Consider the following 16,964-nt stretch of genomic DNA (forward strand, 5'->3'; position numbering starts at 1 on the left):
AAATGGGGCGCGTATCATACATGAAAAAATCCGCCGGTCCGTCGCCAACTGACCGGCGTATTACGCGTAATGCTTCAAAACTGGGGTTGCTGCGACTTATTCGTTGCGCATCAACGGGTAAAGCTCTTTGAGCAATTTGCGCCGGCTGATCACCAATTGCCAACGATGACCGCCCAATTGGCGCCACAGCCGCGCCGAACGAATACCGGCCAGGAGCAGGGCGCGGATCTTCGAGGCGTTGTTCGGTTGCTGCAGGTTGCGCATGTCGCCGTGCACCTGGATGCGCTGGCGCAATGTGCTCAAGGTGTCCTGGTACAGCGCGCCACAGGCCGCGATCACGTTTTCGTGGGCCGGGCCGAAGTGTTCCACCTGGGACTGGATCTGCGGCAAGCGTTTGCCGATGGTTTCCAGCATGTCGTCGCGCTTGGCCAACTGGCGCTCCAGGCCCAGCATCGACAGGGCGTAGCGCAGCGGTTCGCGTTGCAGGGTGCTGGGGTCGCGTTCCAGGGCGCCGATCAGTGCGCGATAACCTTCACGCAGCGCCAGGTCATCGCCGCCGTAGACCTCCAGGGTATCCTTGGGGTCGCGGATCAGCAGGCTGCCAAGCATGCAGGTCAGCCCGGCCTCGGTGACCTGGCCTGTCTTGGCGATCTTGTCCACCAGTACCGCGGCGAGAAAAACCCCGCCCAGTGCCGTCAATTGCTCCTGGGTCGGGCTCATGCCGGGCTGCTCCAGGCTTCGGCGACTTCAATCACACCACCGCCCAGGCAGATTTCACCGTCATAGAAGACGACGGACTGGCCGGGAGTGACTGCGCGCTGCGGGTCATCGAAGATGGCGCGATAGCCGTTGGCGGTTTTTTCCAGGGTGCAGGGCTGGTCGCTCTGGCGATAGCGCACCTTGGCCGTCAGGCGGCGCGGGGTGCTCAGGTCGATCGGGTTGACCCAGTAGATCTCGGAGGCCAGCAAGGCGCCGGAGAACAGCAGCGGGTGCTCATTGCCCTGGCCAACGATCAGTTCGTTGTGTTCCAGGTCCTTGACCAGCACGTACCACGGCTCTTCCCCGGCGTCTTTCAAGCCGCCAATGCCCAGGCCCTGGCGCTGGCCGATGGTGTGGTACATCAGGCCGTGGTGGCGGCCGATCACTTCACCGTCGGTGGTCTTGATCTCGCCCGGTTGCGCCGGCAGGTATTGCTTGAGGAAGTCGCTGAAGCGGCGCTCGCCAATAAAGCAGATGCCGGTGGAGTCCTTCTTCTTGGCAGTGGCCAGGCCGTGATTCTCGGCGATCTTGCGCACTTCTGGTTTTTCCAGCTCGCCCACCGGGAACAGGGTCTTGGCGATCTGTTCGCCGCCGACGGCGTGCAGGAAGTAGCTCTGGTCCTTGTTCGGGTCCAGGCCCTTGAGCAGTTCGGTGCGGCCATCGATATCGCGGCGGCGCACGTAGTGGCCAGTGGCGATTAGGTCGGCGCCGAGCATCATGGCGTAGTCGAGGAACGCCTTGAACTTGATTTCACGGTTGCACAGGATGTCCGGGTTCGGCGTGCGGCCGGCCTTGTATTCGGCCAGGAAGTGCTCGAACACGTTGTCCCAGTACTCGGCGGCGAAGTTGGCGGTGTGCAGCTTGATGCCGATCTTGTCGCACACGGCCTGGGCGTCCGCCAGGTCGTCCATGGCGGTGCAATATTCCGTGCCATCGTCTTCTTCCCAGTTCTTCATGAACAGGCCTTCCACCTCATAACCCTGCTCCATGAGCAGAACGGCGGAAACGGAAGAGTCCACGCCGCCGGACATGCCGACGATGACGCGCTTCTTTGGTGTGTCAGAAGGGGCTGGATCACGCATAGGGTTTCAACGGGTGTCTTGAAAAAGGACGCGATTCTAACAGGCTAGCGCGCGCAAGGCTAAAGGGAAGGGCGGATCAATTCGAGACTGTGGCGCTGTCCGGCCAGATAATCATCGATGCAGCGGATGATCAACTCGCTGCGCCAGTCGTCGCGCAAGGCCATCAGCTCGTCGCGGGTCAGCCAGCGGGCGCGGATGATGCCATCGTCGAGTGAATAGTCCGGGTGATGTTTGAGTGCCTTGGCGATGAAGCAGACCCGTTGATAGGTCACGCCATTGCTGGGGGCGGTATACAGGTAGATCCCGACAATACCGGTGGCTTCGACGTCCCAGCCGGTTTCTTCGAGGGTTTCGCGGACGGCGGCCTCGGTCAGGCTCTCATGCGGGTCGAGGTGGCCGGCGGGCTGGTTGAGTACGGCGCGGCCGCCTTTGAGCTCTTCGACCATGAGGAAGCGGCCGTTGTCTTCGACGATGGTGGCGACGGTGATGTGGGGTTGCCAGGTCATGGGAGGCCTCTCGATTCAGAGTGGGAGGGGGCAAGCCCCCTCCCACACAGAGATTGTGTTTCTTCAGTTAAACGCTGGAAACAGAAACCCCGGCACGGGGCCGGGGCTTCTTTGCATCCTTACAACCTTACTTCAACTTGGCAATCGCCGCGTTGAGGGTGTTGCTTGGGCGCATGGCTTTGCTGGTCAGTTCCGGGTTCGGCGCGTAGTAGCCGCCGATATCCACTGGCTTGCCCTGTACTGCGTTGAGCTCGGCAACGATGGTTGCTTCGTTCTCGGCCAGGGTTTTTGCCAGTTCGCCGAACTGCGCTTGCAGTGCAGCGTCTTCGGTCTGGGCGGCCAGGGCTTGTGCCCAGTACAGCGCCAGGTAGAAGTGGCTGCCACGGTTGTCGATGTTGCCGACTTTGCGTGATGGCGACTTGTTGTTGTCGAGGAACTGGCCCGTGGCCTGGTCCAGGGTCTTGGACAATACCAGGGCTTTCGGGTTGTTGTAGGTCACACCCAAATGCTCAAGCGAGGCGGCCAGGGCCAGGAATTCGCCCAGGGAGTCCCAGCGCAGGAAGTTTTCTTCCAGCAGTTGCTGCACGTGTTTTGGTGCCGAGCCGCCGGCGCCGGTTTCGAACAGGCCACCGCCATTCATCAACGGCACGATCGACAGCATCTTGGCGCTGGTGCCCAGTTCCATGATCGGGAACAGGTCGGTCAGGTAGTCGCGCAGTACGTTGCCGGTCACCGAGATGGTGTCCAGGCCCTTGCGGGTACGCTCCAGGGTGAACTTCATCGCGTCGACCGGCGACATGATGCGGATGTCCAGGCCTTCGGTGTTGTGGTCTTTCAGGTAAGCCTGAACTTTCTCGACCACGACGCCGTCGTGTGCACGCTTGGGGTCCAGCCAGAAGATTGCCGGGGTATTGCTGGCACGGGCGCGGTTGACGGCGAGCTTGACCCAATCCTGGATCGGCGCGTCTTTGGTCTGGCACATGCGGAAGATATCGCCGGCCTCGACTTTCTGTTCCATCAGCAGGTTGCCCTTGCTGTCGGTGACGCGAACCACGCCGTCAGCCTTGATCTGGAAGGTCTTGTCGTGGGAGCCGTACTCTTCGGCTTTATTCGCCATCAGGCCAACGTTCGGCACGCTGCCCATGGTGGTCGGGTCGAAGGCGCCATTGGCCTTGCAGTCTTCGATGACGGCCTGGTAGATAGTGGCGTAGCAGCGATCCGGGATCACTGCCTTGGTGTCGTGCAGTTGACCGTCGGTGCCCCACATCTTGCCGGAGTCGCGGATCATGGCCGGCATCGAGGCGTCGACGATCACGTCGCTTGGTACGTGCAGGTTGGTGATGCCTTTGTCGGAGTTGACCATCGCCAGGGAAGGGCGAGCGGCGTAGACCGCCTGAATGTCCGCTTCGATCTGGGCTTGCTGGTCGGCCGGCAGGGTCTTGATGCGGGCGTACAGGTCGCCGATGCCGTTGTTCAGGTTGAAGCCGATCTGCTCGAGCACGGTGGCGTGCTTGGCCAGGGCGTCTTTATAGAACTCGGCAACGATCTGGCCGAACATGATCGGGTCGGAGACCTTCATCATGGTGGCTTTGAGGTGAACCGACAGCAGCACGCCTTGTTTCTTGGCGTCTTCGATCTCGGCGGCGATGAACGAGCGCAGGGCGCTTTTGCTCATCACGGCGGTGTCGATGATCTCGCCGGCTTGCACATTGGTCTTTTCTTTCAGGACGGTGGTGGTGCCGTCTTGAGCAACCAGCGCGATTTTGACGGCGTCAGCGGCCTCGATCTGTACGGCTTTTTCGCTGCCGTAGAAGTCGCCGTTGCTCATGTGCGCAACGTGGGACTTGGAGTCGGCAGCCCAGGCGCCCATTTTGTGCGGGTGCTTGCGTGCGTAGTTCTTGACCGACAGGGGTGCGCGGCGATCGGAGTTGCCTTCGCGCAGGACCGGGTTCACGGCGCTGCCCTTGACCTTGTCGTAACGTGCGCGGGTTTCTTTTTCCGCGTCGGTGGTTACGGTTTCCGGGTAGTCCGGCAGAGCATAGCCCTGGGCCTGCAGTTCCTTGATCGCGGCTTGCAGCTGCGGGGTCGAGGCGCTGATGTTAGGCAGCTTGATGATGTTGGCTTCAGGCGTAACGGCCAGGGCGCCCAGCTCGGCGAGGTGGTCCGGGACGGCCTTGGTGCCCAGTTGCTCGGGGAAGCTTGCCAGGATGCGCGCGGCCAGGGAGATGTCGCGGGTTTCCACGGCAATATCAGCGGAAGCGGTGAAGGCCTCTACGATAGGCAGCAGTGAATAGGTGGCGAGGGCAGGGGCTTCGTCGGTGAAGGTGTAGATGATCTTCGAGCGGGTGGGCATATTCGGATTAACTCTCTTCTTTGCTGAAAGCGTGCGCAGAAACTCGAGATGCGCCGGGTGGAGCGCGTTCGTTCAAAGCCATCCATGAGCGAAATGTCGAGGTTTCTTCGCGGTGATGTTGGGTTGCATCAGTCGAGCGTCAAGCGGGTGGACTATTGTAATAGTCCTGCTTTGCGAGCCGAGGGCACCTGTTCCAGAGCGGTCGGCTGTCGTGACTCTTGGGTCAGCGGCGGCATTATACATAGGTCGCTATGCTTACGCCGAGCCTTCATACAAAAGGTGTGTCGTCCATTGGTCTAAAGGTCGCAGGTACCACGTTGCGACCTAAGTCGCATGATGTGCTCAAGATTGGCGATTTTGCCTTTTGTTTCAAGCTTGTAGGCGACTAAATATGCTGTTTTCGATGCAAATGAGCGTGGCGTGAGGTTTCAGTCGTCATTTATCTGGAGTAGGCTCGAACGCAGCCAGATGTTCAATCCAAAGATGGAGTTCAGCATGGGATACAAGAAGATTCAGGTTCCGGCAGCCGGCGACAAAATCACCGTCAATGCAGACCATTCTCTCAATGTTCCTGATAACCCGATCATCCCCTTCATCGAAGGCGACGGCATTGGTGTCGATATCAGCCCGGTGATGATCAAGGTTGTCGATGCAGCTGTTCAAAAGGCGTACGGCGGCAAGCGCAAAATCTCCTGGATGGAGGTTTATGCCGGCGAAAAAGCAACTCAAGTCTACGACCAGGACACCTGGCTGCCCCAGGAAACCCTGGATGCAGTCAAGGATTACGTGGTGTCCATCAAAGGCCCGCTCACCACGCCGGTCGGTGGCGGCATCCGTTCGTTGAACGTGGCCCTGCGTCAGCAACTTGACCTCTATGTATGCCTGCGTCCGGTGCGCTGGTTTGAGGGTGTACCGAGCCCGGTCAAGAAGCCGGGAGATGTGGATATGACCATCTTCCGCGAAAACTCCGAAGACATTTACGCGGGGATCGAGTGGAAAGCCGGTTCCCCGGAAGCGATCAAGGTGATCAAGTTCCTGAAGGAAGAAATGGGCGTCACCAAGATCCGTTTCGATCAGGATTGTGGCATTGGCGTCAAGCCGGTCTCCAGGGAAGGCACTCGGCGCCTGGCGCGCAAGGCCCTGCAATATGTGGTGGATAATGACCGCGATTCGCTGACCATCGTGCACAAAGGCAACATCATGAAATTCACTGAGGGGGCCTTCAAGGAGTGGGCCTACGAAGTGGCGGCTGAAGAATTCGGCGCAACCTTGCTGGATGGCGGTCCCTGGATGCAGTTCAAGAACCCCAAGACCGGCAAGAATGTAGTGGTCAAGGATGCCATTGCCGACGCCATGCTCCAGCAGATCCTGTTGCGCCCGGCTGAATATGATGTGATCGCCACGCTCAACCTGAACGGCGACTACCTCTCCGACGCCTTGGCGGCCGAAGTAGGCGGTATCGGCATTGCCCCGGGGGCCAACCTGTCCGACACCGTGGCGATGTTCGAGGCGACCCACGGTACGGCGCCCAAATATGCGGGCAAGGACCAGGTCAACCCAGGCTCGCTGATCCTCTCGGCAGAGATGATGCTGCGCCACATGGGCTGGACCGAAGCGGCTGACCTGATCATCAAGGGCACCAACGGCGCCATTTCGGCGAAGACCGTGACCTACGACTTCGAGCGGCTGATGGACGGCGCAAAACTCGTATCGTCATCGGGTTTCGGTGATGCGCTGATTTCGCATATGTAAGAGGAGGCAAAAAAACGGCCACTCCAAATTGATTGGGGTGGCCGTTTTTTATCGCTGCTCACACGCTCGTGGTCGTTCAGACCGTTAATTTCTTTTCTTTTTGAGCGGTGGGGGTGGCGGTTTTTGTGCTGGCGTCAGCCGCAACTGCACAGATGTTCACGGCGTGCAGTCCTTTCGGTCCCTGAATGATGTCAAAGCTCACCGCCTGGCCCGCTTTCAGTGTTTTATAACCATCCATTTTAATTGTCGAGTAATGCGCAAAAAGGTCTTCTCCGTCCTTGTCGTCTTCATTGATGAAGCCGAAACCCTTGGCATTGTTGAACCACTTGACCTTACCGCTAGTCATGCCCATATCCCTCTGCACCAGACTCCATCACTGGAGTATCATCCAGTTTATCCGTCCTAACCCGAATAAATAAGGTTGACTGCGCGGACCTTTTTTACCCAATGTGGGTTCTATTGGTTGTATCACCGATTTTCCGATAGTCAAGGCGACCAATCGGTCAGAGTTGAAATTCTGGCAGGGCGCCCCCACCACTGTATTTGAACCACTGACGAACCTTTCTTTCCATGCATGCAAATAGCCAGATTCGACTAACATTCAATCAGGATCGCCCGGATCAGGAACATGACGAGGACGGCTCTGCAGGCATTGCTGTTCAGGAGGCCAAGCCTGCTCTACAGGCGCCGCCCATGTACAAGGTGGTTTTGTTTAATGATGACTACACACCGATGGATTTCGTCGTCGAAGTGCTCGAAGTGTTTTTTAACCTGAACCGCGAGTTGGCGACCAAGGTAATGCTGGCCGTTCACACAGAAGGACGGGCAGTATGTGGAGTGTTTACCCGCGACATCGCCGAGACAAAGGCCATGCAGGTCAACCAGTACGCCAGGGAAAGCCAGCATCCGCTACTCTGTGAAATCGAGAAGGACGGTTAACGCCGACCACTTGGGTATGAGGTGAAGCTATGTTAAACCGCGAGCTCGAAGTCACCCTCAATCTTGCCTTCAAGGAGGCTCGCTCGAAACGTCATGAGTTCATGACCGTCGAGCACCTGCTGCTGGCACTTTTGGATAACGAAGCTGCCGCCACCGTTTTGCGTGCGTGCGGCGCCAACCTCGACAAACTCAAGCATGACCTGCAGGAGTTTATCGACTCCACCACGCCACTGATCCCCGTGCATGACGAGGACCGTGAAACCCAGCCGACCCTGGGCTTTCAGCGGGTATTGCAGCGTGCTGTTTTCCACGTACAGAGCTCCGGTAAGCGTGAAGTCACAGGCGCCAATGTGCTTGTGGCGATTTTCAGCGAACAGGAAAGCCAGGCAGTGTTCCTGCTCAAGCAGCAGAGCGTTGCCCGTATTGATGTCGTCAACTACATCGCCCACGGTATCTCCAAAGTGCCTGGGCACGGCGATCATTCCGAAGGTGAGCAGGATATGCAGGACGACGAGGGCGGTGAGTCTTCTTCTTCAAGCAACCCGCTGGATGCCTATGCCAGCAACCTCAATGAGCTGGCGCGCCAAGGGCGGATCGATCCGCTGGTGGGGCGTGAGCTGGAGGTTGAGCGTGTAGCGCAGATCCTTGCGCGTCGTCGCAAGAACAATCCGTTGCTGGTCGGCGAGGCTGGCGTGGGTAAAACCGCGATTGCCGAAGGCCTGGCCAAGCGCATCGTCGATAACCAGGTGCCTGACCTGCTGGCCAACAGCGTCGTCTATTCCCTGGATCTGGGGGCATTGCTCGCCGGGACCAAATACCGTGGCGACTTCGAGAAGCGTTTCAAGGCGCTGCTCGGCGAACTGAAAAAACGCCCGCAGGCAATCCTGTTCATTGATGAAATCCACACCATCATTGGTGCCGGTGCGGCATCCGGTGGCGTGATGGATGCGTCCAACCTGCTCAAGCCGTTGCTTTCGTCGGGTGATATCCGTTGCATCGGTTCGACGACATTCCAGGAATTTCGCGGCATCTTCGAAAAAGACCGCGCGCTCGCACGCCGCTTCCAGAAAGTTGACGTGTCCGAGCCGTCGGTTGAAGACACCATCGGCATTCTGCGCGGCCTCAAGGGGCGCTTCGAGGCGCACCACGGTATCGAGTACACCGATGAGGCGCTGCGTTCGGCGGCTGAGCTGGCATCGCGCTATATCAACGACCGGCACATGCCTGACAAGGCTATCGATGTGATCGACGAAGCGGGGGCCTTCCAGCGCCTGCAGCCGGTCGAGAAGCGTGTGAAACGCATCGACGTGCCTCAGGTTGAGGATATCGTGGCGAAAATCGCACGGATCCCACCAAAACACGTCACCAGCTCCGATAAAGAGCTGCTGCGTAACCTGGAGCGCGACCTCAAGCTGACCGTGTTCGGTCAGGATGCGGCCATCGACTCGTTGTCCACGGCGATCAAGCTTTCCCGTGCGGGGCTCAAGTCACCGGACAAGCCGGTTGGTTCGTTCCTGTTCGCCGGCCCTACTGGCGTCGGCAAGACCGAAGCGGCGCGGCAGTTGGCTAAGGCCATGGGCATTGAGCTGGTGCGTTTCGACATGTCCGAATACATGGAGCGTCACACTGTGTCGCGCCTGATCGGCGCGCCTCCGGGTTATGTCGGTTTCGACCAGGGCGGCCTGTTGACTGAAGCGATCACCAAGCAGCCGCATTGCGTGTTGCTGCTCGACGAAATCGAGAAGGCCCACCCGGAAGTCTTCAACCTGCTGTTGCAGGTCATGGACCACGGGACCCTGACCGACAACAACGGGCGCAAGGCGGACTTCCGCAATGTGATTGTGATCATGACCACCAACGCCGGTGCCGAAACGGCTGCGCGGGCTTCGATCGGTTTCAGCCATCAGGATCATTCTTCCGATGCCATGGAAGTGATCAAGAAGAGCTTTACACCGGAGTTCCGCAACCGTCTGGACACCATTATCCAGTTTGGTCGCCTCAGCCATGAGGTCATCAAGAGCGTGGTGGACAAGTTCCTCACCGAGCTTCAGGCGCAGTTGGAAGACAAGCGCGTGCAGCTGGATGTTACGGACGCGGCGCGCAATTGGCTGGCCGAAGGTGGCTACGACGCGGCAATGGGTGCTCGCCCAATGGCTCGTCTGATCCAGGACAAGATCAAGCGGCCGTTGGCTGAAGAAATCCTGTTCGGCGAATTGTCCGACCATGGTGGCGTGGTGCATATCGATCTGAAGGACGGCGAATTGACCTTCGAGTTCGAGACCACGGCTGAAATGGCCTGACAGTTTACTGCAGCAGCGCAAAAGCACCTTGTGGGAGGGGGCTTGCTCCCGATAGCGGTGGTTCAGCAACAGATTGGTTGCCTGGTCCATTGTTATCGGGAGCAAGCCCCCTCCCACATGGGTTTTGTGATCTGGGCAAAACTCTATGCAAACAAAAACGCCCGGCATAACCGGGCGTTTTGTATTGACTAGCTTAGCGAGCGCGGTAAGTGATGCGCCCTTTGCTCAAGTCATAGGGCGTCAGCTCGACGCGCACTTTGTCACCGGTAAGAATACGAATGTAGTTCTTGCGCATCTTGCCGGAGATATGCGCGGTTACGACGTGCCCATTTTCCAACTCCACGCGAAACATGGTGTTGGGCAGGGTGTCGACGACAGTGCCTTCCATTTCGAAGCTGTCTTCTTTCGACATGCAGTAAAGCCCTCGGTGTCCAGTGAATGGCCCGGTGCAACTGCGCCAGGCAAAAGCGGCGTGCATTGTGCCCGAAAAAGGGTGTTCCCGCCAAGGGGTTCTAGTTAAGCGTGACCCATCTTTGATTAATCAGCAGCTCAATCGGCCGATATTGGGTCTTGTAATTCATCTTTTTGCAGTTTTTTATCCAGTACCCGAGGTACACCGCCTCCAGTTCCAGGCGCAAGGCTTCGCCGATTTGCCACAGGATCGCGAAGCGCCCCAGGCTGCGGCGATCTTCGTCTGGCTCATAGAAGGTGTAGACCGCCGACAGGCCGTTGGGCAGCAGATCGGTTACGGCCACGGCCAGCAGGCGGCCATCCAGGCGGAATTCATAAAAGCGCGAGAAGGGCAGGTCGCGCACCAGGAACGTGGAAAATTGATCGCGGCTGGGCGGAAACATGTCGCCATCGGCGTGGCGTTGCTCGATGTAGCGCTGGTAAAGGTCGAAATATTCTTCGGTATAGCGTGGCGTGGTGGCCTTTACCGACAGGTCGGCATTGCGCTTGAGGATGCGCTTCTGATTGCGGTCGGGTAAAAACTGCGCAACCGGGATGCGCGCCGGTACGCAAGCATTGCAGTTCTGGCAATGAGGTCGGTACAGGTGGTCGCCGCTGCGTCGAAAGCCCATTTCCGATAAATCGGCGTACACATGCACATCCATGGGCTGGCTGGGGTCGAGGAACAGCGTGGTGGCCTGCTCATCGGGCAGATAGCTGCAAGAGTGGGCTTGAGTGGCATAAAACTTCAAGCGCGCCAGCTCGGTCATGATCAACCCTCGGGATAAGCTTTGAAATAAGTGTAAGCCAGGTGCGAGGAAGTCGCCTAGGAAACCCACGGGCCAGTGCTGGGTTGATCCAGATGGTTGCGCAGGAAGGCTGCAAATTCGCTGCGCGGTATGGCACGGGCGCCCAGGCTGTGCAGGTGGTTGTTGGGCATCTGGCAGTCGATCAGTACAAAGCCCCAGGCCTGCAATTGCCGGGTGAGTGTTGCAAAGCCGACTTTCGAAGCGTTATCGGCGCGGCTGAACATGGATTCGCCGAAGAACAGTTGGCCCATGGCTAGGCCGTACAGGCCACCGACCAGTTTGCCGTCGTCCCATACCTCTACCGAATGCGCGATCCCCCGCTGATGCAGCGCCAGGTAGGCACGTTGTATGCCCTCGGTGATCCAGGTGCCGTCGGCGTAGGCTCGGGGCGCTGCGCAGGCCTGGATGACGGCTGCGAAGTCCTGGTCGAAGGTCACGCTGTAGCGCTGTTGGCGCAGCAGCTTTTCGAGGCTGCGAGAAACATGCAGCTCGTCAGGGAATATGACCGTGCGTGGGTCCGGCGACCACCAGAGGATCGGCTGGCCTTCCGAGAACCAGGGGAAGCACCCGTGGCGATAAGCCTGGATCAGCCGTTCGGCCGACAGGTCGCCACCGGCGGCCAGCAGGCCATTGGGTTCGCGCATGGCCTTGGCCAGCGGCGGAAATGTGAGGGAGTCGCGTTGCAACCAGGTCAGCATGGCATCCAGGCTTACGGTAGGGGAGGGGAGTGGCAGGTCGGGCGCCTGCCGCGCAAGGGGGATTATTATCGACGCAGCGCTGCGGGGCCAGCCCGAATCCGGCGTTGGCGTGGTTTGGCGTAAGCGGGTGTTTCTGCAACTCTGTGCGTGAGGTGTGGTCGTAATCGGGTCTGAGCCCTGCAGGCCAATTGCCAAGTTTGCCTGGATTGATACAAACACCTCATAAGCCTTTGTCAGCAAAGACAATGCGTGCTCAAATTGAACATGCTGCAACACTTGAATTGGCGGTGCGGCTCGGCGACGGGCGAGGGCGTGGCATCAGGCACACAAACCCGTACAATGCGGGCATTGTGGCGTTATCGCCGTTTCATCCAGCCACCGCTCGGTGTTAAAAGTAGATTCAACGACGTTCGTTCATTTTTCAGCTGCTCGGATTGGGCAGTATTTACAGTTATTCAACAGATGGACGCGCTAAAGCGCAGGAATAGACCCGTTTTGAAGAAATCCGCCGCAACACCTAAAGCAGCAGTCGTGCCAGCCTGGCGCCAGCACCTGCATTATCGACTCAAGGAAGGTGCGCTGATCGCCATCGGCGCGCTCTGCCTGTTCCTGATGATGGCCTTGCTCACGTACGGCAAGGACGATCCGGGCTGGAGTCACAACAGCAAGATCGAAGACGTGCAGAACTTCGGCGGCCCGGCCGGTTCCTACAGCGCCGATATCCTGTTCATGGTGCTGGGTTACTTCGCTTACATCTTCCCGTTGCTGCTGGCGATCAAGACCTGGCAGATCTTCCGTCAACGCCATGAACCTTGGCAGTGGAGCGGCTGGCTGTTCTCCTGGCGCCTGATCGGCCTGGTTTTCCTGGTGCTGTCCGGCGCGGCGCTGGCCCATATCCATTTTCATGCACCCACCGGCCTGCCGGCCGGCGCGGGCGGGGCGCTGGGTGAGAGCCTGGGCGACCTGGCGCGCAGGACCTTGAACATCCAGGGCAGCACCCTGATGTTCATCGCCTTGTTCTTGTTTGGCCTTACCGTGTTCACCGACCTGTCATGGTTCAAGGTGATGGACGTGACCGGAAAGATCACCCTGGACCTGTTCGAACTGTTCCAGGGCGCCGCCAACCGCTGGTGGGCGGCTCGGGTCGAGCGCAAGCGCATGGTTGCGCAGTTGCGCGAGGTCGATACCCGCGTCAACGAAGTCGTGGCCCCGAGCACGCCGGACCGCCGCGAGCAGGCCAAGGTCAAGGAGCGCCTGATCGAACGCGAACAGGCGCTGAGCAAGCACATGTCGGACCGCGAGAAACAGGTGCCGCCGGTGATCGCTCCTGCGCCCGTCAAGGCGCCCGAGCCCAGCCACCGTGTGCAAAAAGAGAAACAGGCACCGTTGTTTATCGACAGCGCGATCGAAGGCACCTTGCCGCCGATCTCGATTCTCGATCCGGCCGAAAAGAAACAACTCAACTATTCGCCCGAATCCTTGGCGGCCGTCGGTCACCTGCTGGAAATCAAGCTCAAGGAGTTCGGCGTGGAAGTGGCGGTGGACTCCATCCACCCAGGCCCGGTGATTACCCGCTACGAAATCCAGCCGGCCGCCGGCGTGAAGGTCAGCCGCATCGCCAACCTGGCCAAGGACCTGGCCCGCTCCCTGGCCGTGACCAGTGTGCGTGTGGTGGAAGTGATCCCGGGCAAGACGACCGTGGGTATCGAGATTCCTAACGAAGACCGTCAGATCGTGCGCTTTTCCGAGGTGCTGTCGACGCCGGAATACGACAACTTCAAGTCGCCGGTCACCCTGGCCCTGGGCCATGACATCGGCGGCAAGCCGGTGATCACTGACCTTGCGAAAATGCCGCACCTGCTGGTGGCCGGTACCACCGGTTCCGGTAAGTCGGTGGGTGTGAACGCGATGATCCTGTCGATCCTGTTCAAATCCGGCCCGGACGACGCCAAGCTGATCATGATCGACCCGAAGATGTTGGAACTGTCGATCTACGAAGGCATCCCGCATCTGCTGTGCCCGGTGGTCACCGACATGAAGGACGCCGCCAACGCTCTGCGCTGGAGCGTCGCTGAGATGGAGCGCCGCTATAAGCTCATGGCGAAGATGGGCGTGCGTAACCTGTCGGGCTTCAATGCCAAGATCAAGGAAGCCCAGGAGCGCGGCGAGACCATTGATGATCCTCTGTACAAGCGTGAAAGCATTCACGACGAAGCGCCGAAACTGACCAAGCTGCCGACCATCGTGGTGGTGGTCGACGAATTCGCCGACATGATGATGATCGTCGGCAAGAAGGTCGAAGAGCTGATCGCCCGTATCGCCCAGAAGGCCCGTGCGGCCGGTATTCACTTGATCCTGGCGACCCAGCGTCCCTCGGTGGATGTGATCACCGGTCTGATCAAGGCCAACATCCCGACACGCATGGCGTTCCAGGTCTCGAGCAAGATCGACTCGCGTACCATCATCGACCAGGGCGGCGCCGAGCAACTGCTGGGTCATGGTGACATGCTCTACATGCCGCCCGGCACCAGCCTGCCGATCCGGGTTCACGGTGCGTTCGTCTCCGACGATGAAGTGCACCGCGTGGTGGAGGCCTGGAAACTGCGCGGCGCTCCCGAGTACAACGACGACATCCTCAACGGCGTCGAAGAAGCCGGCAGCGGCTTTGAGAACGGCGGCGGTGGGGGAGACGACGATGCTGAAACCGACGCTCTCTACGACGAAGCCGTGGCGTTCGTACTGGAAAGCCGCCGCGCCTCGATTTCTGCCGTGCAGCGCAAACTGAAAATCGGCTACAACCGCGCCGCCCGCATGATCGAAGCCATGGAAATGGCCGGTGTCGTGACCGCAATGAATACCAACGGCTCGCGTGAAGTCATCGCCCCCGGGCAGATGCGCGACTGATCCCGCGCCGTGTGGCCACACACGGCGCGCCCTGACACTCAATGAGGACTCCCATGCGTCTTATCCGCATGCTGTTGTTGCCGGCACTGGCCCTGACCGCTGTTTCGGCTCACGCTGACCCGGCCTCCGTCGCCAGCCTGAAGAACCTGTTGGACAAATCCCAGACCCTGACCGCGCGCTTCTCCCAGTTGACCCTGGATGCCGGTGGTACCCAGTTGCAGGAAACCGCAGGCGAAATGGCCGTGCAGCGTCCTGGCCTGTTCTACTGGCATACGGAAGGCAAGTCTGAGCAGACCATCGTCTCCGACGGCCAGAAGGTCACCCTGTGGGACCCGGACCTGGAGCAGGCGACCATCAAGAAGCTCGACCCGCGCCTGAACCAGACGCCGGCGCTGCTGCTGTCGGGCGACGTATCGAAAATCAACGACAGCTTCGACATCACGTCCAAGCAAACCAGCAACGTGATCGAGTTCACCCTCAAGCCCAAATCCAAGGACACGCTGTTTGATACGCTGTCGTTGTCATTCGGCAATGGCGTGATCAACAACATGCGCCTGGTCGACAGTGTTGGTCAGCGCACCGATATCCTGTTCTCCGGCGTCAAGGCCAACCAGCCTGTCCCCGCTTCCAGGTTCAAGTTCGACATCCCCAAGGGTGCCGACGTGATCCAGGAATAAATCTCCCAGAGGTTTCAAACGCTGCCCATGGATCTGTTTCGAAGTGACCCGATTGCTCAGCCCCTGGCCGCGCGCTTGCGCTCGACCAACCTGGACGAGTACGTCGGGCAGGAACACCTGCTCGCTCGCGGCAAGCCATTGCGTGAAGCCCTGGAGCAGGGTGCGCTGCATTCGATGATTTTCTGGGGGCCGCCGGGCGTGGGCAAGACCACCCTGGCGCGGCTTCTGGCAAAAGTCTCGGATGCTCATTTCGAAACGGTCTCGGCGGTACTCGCCGGGGTCAAGGAGATCCGCCAGGCGGTGGAAGTCGCCAAGCAGCAGGCCGGGCAGTACGGCAAGCGCACCATCCTGTTCGTTGACGAAGTCCATCGCTTCAACAAGTCGCAGCAGGATGCGTTTCTGCCGTATGTCGAAGACGGCACGCTGATCTTTATCGGCGCTACCACTGAAAACCCATCGTTTGAACTCAACAATGCGTTGCTCTCGAGGGCGCGGGTCTACGTGCTCAAGAGCCTGGATGAAGCGGCGATGCAAAAGCTGCTGCACCGAGCCTTGAGCGAAGACAAGGGCTTGGGCAAGCGTCAGCTGACGGTTGGCGACGAAGCCTTCAAGATTTTGCTGACCGCCGCCGACGGTGATGGCCGACGCTTTCTCAACCTGCTGGAAAACGCCTCCGACCTGGCCGAGGACGGCCACGAAATCGGCGTCGACCTGCTGCAAAGCCTGCTGGGTGACACCCGCCGTCGTTTCGACAAGGGCGGCGAGGCGTTCTACGACCAGATATCTGCGCTGCACAAGTCGGTGCGTGGCTCCAACCCCGATGGCGCGTTGTATTGGTTTGCACGCATGATCGACGGTGGTTGTGACCCGCTCTACCTGGCGCGGCGCGTGGTGCGCATGGCCAGTGAGGACATCGGCAACGCCGACCCGCGTGCCTTGAGCCTGTGCCTCGCCGCATGGGAAGTGCAGGAACGCCTCGGCAGCCCGGAAGGCGAACTGGCCGTGGCCCAGGCCATTACTTACCTGGCGTGCGCCCCGAAAAGCAACGCGGTGTACATGGGCTTCAAGTCGGCCTTGCGCGCCGCCGCCGAACATGGCTCCCTCGAAGTGCCGCTGCACCTGCGCAATGCGCCGACCAAGCTGATGAAGCAGCTGGGTTACGGCGACGAATACCGCTACGCCCACGACGAACCCGATGCCTATGCCGCCGGTGAAGACTACTTCCCCGACGCGCTGGACCCGCAGCCGTTCTACCAGCCGGTGCCCCGGGGCCTGGAGCTGAAGATCGGTGAAAAGCTCAATCACCTCGCTCAACTCGATCGACTCAGCCCCAGGCAGCGGAGAAAGTAGTGCTCAAGACGATTCTTGCCGTGTCCGTCGCCGGCATCGCTGGTACATTATTGCGTTTCGCCACGGGTACCTGGGTCAGCGCCAATTGGCCGAAGCATTTTTACATGGCGACGCTGGCGGTCAACCTGGTCGGTTGCCTGATCATCGGGCTGTTGTACGGCTGGTTCCTGTTACGCCCGGAAGTGCCGATTGAAATTCGCGCCGGCTTGATTGTCGGCTTTGTAGGCGGTCTGACGACCTTTTCATCCTTTTCACTGGATACGGTGCGCCTGCTGGAAAGCGGGCAGGCCCTGGTAGCCTTCAGTTACCTGGGCATCAGCGTGTTCGGCGGGCTGCTCGCCACCTGGGCCGGCCTGTCCTTGACCAAACTTTGATAAACGAGAGA

The 16,964-nt window shown here is 59.5% G+C and carries 15 protein-coding genes; 7 read left to right on the forward strand and 8 right to left on the reverse strand.

The window, feature by feature from the left end:
* Nucleotides 1–96 precede the first annotated feature (96 nt).
* From hflD to ACQRBT_RS19800, 4 genes are all read right to left on the reverse strand, one after another.
* Nucleotides 97–720 carry a high frequency lysogenization protein HflD gene (hflD, locus tag ACQRBT_RS19785; protein WP_046068637.1) on the reverse strand — a complete coding sequence of 208 codons (624 nt, stop codon included), beginning with the start codon at nt 718–720 and terminating at the stop codon, nt 97–99.
* A complete protein-coding gene (gene mnmA / locus ACQRBT_RS19790; RefSeq protein ID WP_412047228.1) occupies nt 717–1,841 on the reverse strand; it encodes a tRNA 2-thiouridine(34) synthase MnmA in 1,125 nt (374 codons plus the stop codon). Before mnmA ends, hflD begins: the two co-directional genes overlap by 4 nt.
* A gap of 59 nt (nt 1,842–1,900) precedes the next feature.
* Nucleotides 1,901–2,347: an NUDIX hydrolase gene (locus ACQRBT_RS19795; protein WP_060755659.1), complete on the reverse strand. Its 447-nt coding sequence runs from the start codon at nt 2,345–2,347 to the stop codon at nt 1,901–1,903.
* A gap of 127 nt (nt 2,348–2,474) precedes the next feature.
* On the reverse strand, nt 2,475–4,700 hold the full coding sequence (locus tag ACQRBT_RS19800) for an NADP-dependent isocitrate dehydrogenase (RefSeq protein WP_060755658.1): 2,226 nt from the start codon (nt 4,698–4,700) through the stop codon (nt 2,475–2,477).
* Between the two features lie 495 nt (nt 4,701–5,195).
* On the opposite strand from ACQRBT_RS19800, the gene icd reads away from it, so the two are divergent.
* On the forward strand, nt 5,196–6,452 hold the full coding sequence (gene icd, locus ACQRBT_RS19805; protein ID WP_412047227.1) for an NADP-dependent isocitrate dehydrogenase: 1,257 nt from the start codon (nt 5,196–5,198) through the stop codon (nt 6,450–6,452).
* A 76-nt stretch (nt 6,453–6,528) separates the two neighbouring features.
* Here the strand turns inward: icd and cspD are convergent, their stop codons facing one another.
* Nucleotides 6,529–6,798: a cold shock domain-containing protein CspD gene (cspD, locus tag ACQRBT_RS19810; protein WP_412047226.1), complete on the reverse strand. Its 270-nt coding sequence runs from the start codon at nt 6,796–6,798 to the stop codon at nt 6,529–6,531.
* Nucleotides 6,799–7,022: 224 nt separating this feature from the next.
* Here cspD and clpS point away from each other — a divergent pair, with 224 nt between their 5' ends.
* Together clpS and clpA are read left to right on the forward strand one after the other, a co-directional pair.
* Complete coding sequence (gene clpS, locus ACQRBT_RS19815) at nt 7,023–7,391, forward strand: ATP-dependent Clp protease adapter ClpS (protein ID WP_060755656.1); 369 nt, start codon at nt 7,023–7,025, stop codon at nt 7,389–7,391.
* A gap of 29 nt (nt 7,392–7,420) precedes the next feature.
* Entirely contained in the window at nt 7,421–9,691 is a 2,271-nt protein-coding gene (gene clpA / locus ACQRBT_RS19820) for an ATP-dependent Clp protease ATP-binding subunit ClpA (protein WP_060755655.1), read from the forward strand.
* Between the two features lie 193 nt (nt 9,692–9,884).
* On the opposite strand, the gene infA is transcribed toward clpA, so the two are convergent.
* From infA to aat, 3 genes are all read right to left on the reverse strand, one after another.
* The gene (gene infA, locus ACQRBT_RS19825; RefSeq protein ID WP_002553999.1) at nt 9,885–10,103 is read right to left on the reverse strand and encodes a translation initiation factor IF-1; all 219 of its coding nucleotides are present in this window, start codon (nt 10,101–10,103) and stop codon (nt 9,885–9,887) included.
* Between the two features lie 100 nt (nt 10,104–10,203).
* Nucleotides 10,204–10,911, reverse strand: coding sequence for an arginyltransferase (locus ACQRBT_RS19830; RefSeq protein WP_060755654.1), 708 nt, complete (start codon nt 10,909–10,911; stop codon nt 10,204–10,206).
* A gap of 56 nt (nt 10,912–10,967) precedes the next feature.
* Nucleotides 10,968–11,648, reverse strand: a complete 681-nt coding sequence (gene aat, locus ACQRBT_RS19835) for a leucyl/phenylalanyl-tRNA--protein transferase (protein WP_412047225.1) — start codon at nt 11,646–11,648, stop codon at nt 10,968–10,970.
* Nucleotides 11,649–12,143: 495 nt separating this feature from the next.
* Between aat and ACQRBT_RS19840 the strand changes: the two genes are divergently transcribed.
* From ACQRBT_RS19840 to crcB, 4 genes are read left to right on the forward strand one after another with little or no spacing between them, the layout of a single operon-like run.
* A complete protein-coding gene (locus ACQRBT_RS19840) occupies nt 12,144–14,552 on the forward strand; it encodes a DNA translocase FtsK (protein ID WP_060755652.1) in 2,409 nt (802 codons plus the stop codon).
* A gap of 53 nt (nt 14,553–14,605) precedes the next feature.
* On the forward strand, nt 14,606–15,229 hold the full coding sequence (gene lolA, locus ACQRBT_RS19845) for an outer membrane lipoprotein chaperone LolA (protein ID WP_244385571.1): 624 nt from the start codon (nt 14,606–14,608) through the stop codon (nt 15,227–15,229).
* Nucleotides 15,230–15,256: 27 nt separating this feature from the next.
* Nucleotides 15,257–16,579: a replication-associated recombination protein A gene (locus ACQRBT_RS19850; protein WP_104994138.1), complete on the forward strand. Its 1,323-nt coding sequence runs from the start codon at nt 15,257–15,259 to the stop codon at nt 16,577–16,579.
* Nucleotides 16,579–16,953 carry a fluoride efflux transporter CrcB gene (gene crcB, locus ACQRBT_RS19855; protein WP_244699512.1) on the forward strand — a complete coding sequence of 125 codons (375 nt, stop codon included), beginning with the start codon at nt 16,579–16,581 and terminating at the stop codon, nt 16,951–16,953. Before ACQRBT_RS19850 ends, crcB begins: the two co-directional genes overlap by 1 nt.
* Nucleotides 16,954–16,964: the final 11 nt, after the last annotated feature.

Source organism: Pseudomonas sp. R19M, from assembly GCF_050312585.1.
Classification (GTDB): domain Bacteria; phylum Pseudomonadota; class Gammaproteobacteria; order Pseudomonadales; family Pseudomonadaceae; genus Aquipseudomonas; species Aquipseudomonas palleroniana.

Excerpts from the sequence above, each read along its gene's own strand:
- hflD (WP_046068637.1), bottom strand. The coding sequence starts at position 720 with ATGAGCCCGACCCAGGAGCAATTGACGGCACTGGGCGGGGTTTTTCTC.
- mnmA (WP_412047228.1), bottom strand. The coding sequence starts at position 1,841 with ATGCGTGATCCAGCCCCTTCTGACACACCAAAGAAGCGCGTCATCGTC.
- ACQRBT_RS19795 (WP_060755659.1), bottom strand. The coding sequence starts at position 2,347 with ATGACCTGGCAACCCCACATCACCGTCGCCACCATCGTCGAAGACAAC.
- ACQRBT_RS19800 (WP_060755658.1), bottom strand. The coding sequence starts at position 4,700 with ATGCCCACCCGCTCGAAGATCATCTACACCTTCACCGACGAAGCCCCT.
- icd (WP_412047227.1), top strand. The coding sequence starts at position 5,196 with ATGGGATACAAGAAGATTCAGGTTCCGGCAGCCGGCGACAAAATCACC.
- cspD (WP_412047226.1), bottom strand. The coding sequence starts at position 6,798 with ATGACTAGCGGTAAGGTCAAGTGGTTCAACAATGCCAAGGGTTTCGGC.
- clpS (WP_060755656.1), top strand. The coding sequence starts at position 7,023 with ATGCATGCAAATAGCCAGATTCGACTAACATTCAATCAGGATCGCCCG.
- clpA (WP_060755655.1), top strand. The coding sequence starts at position 7,421 with ATGTTAAACCGCGAGCTCGAAGTCACCCTCAATCTTGCCTTCAAGGAG.
- infA (WP_002553999.1), bottom strand. The coding sequence starts at position 10,103 with ATGTCGAAAGAAGACAGCTTCGAAATGGAAGGCACTGTCGTCGACACC.
- ACQRBT_RS19830 (WP_060755654.1), bottom strand. The coding sequence starts at position 10,911 with ATGACCGAGCTGGCGCGCTTGAAGTTTTATGCCACTCAAGCCCACTCT.
- aat (WP_412047225.1), bottom strand. The coding sequence starts at position 11,648 with ATGCTGACCTGGTTGCAACGCGACTCCCTCACATTTCCGCCGCTGGCC.
- lolA (WP_244385571.1), top strand. The coding sequence starts at position 14,606 with ATGCGTCTTATCCGCATGCTGTTGTTGCCGGCACTGGCCCTGACCGCT.
- ACQRBT_RS19850 (WP_104994138.1), top strand. The coding sequence starts at position 15,257 with ATGGATCTGTTTCGAAGTGACCCGATTGCTCAGCCCCTGGCCGCGCGC.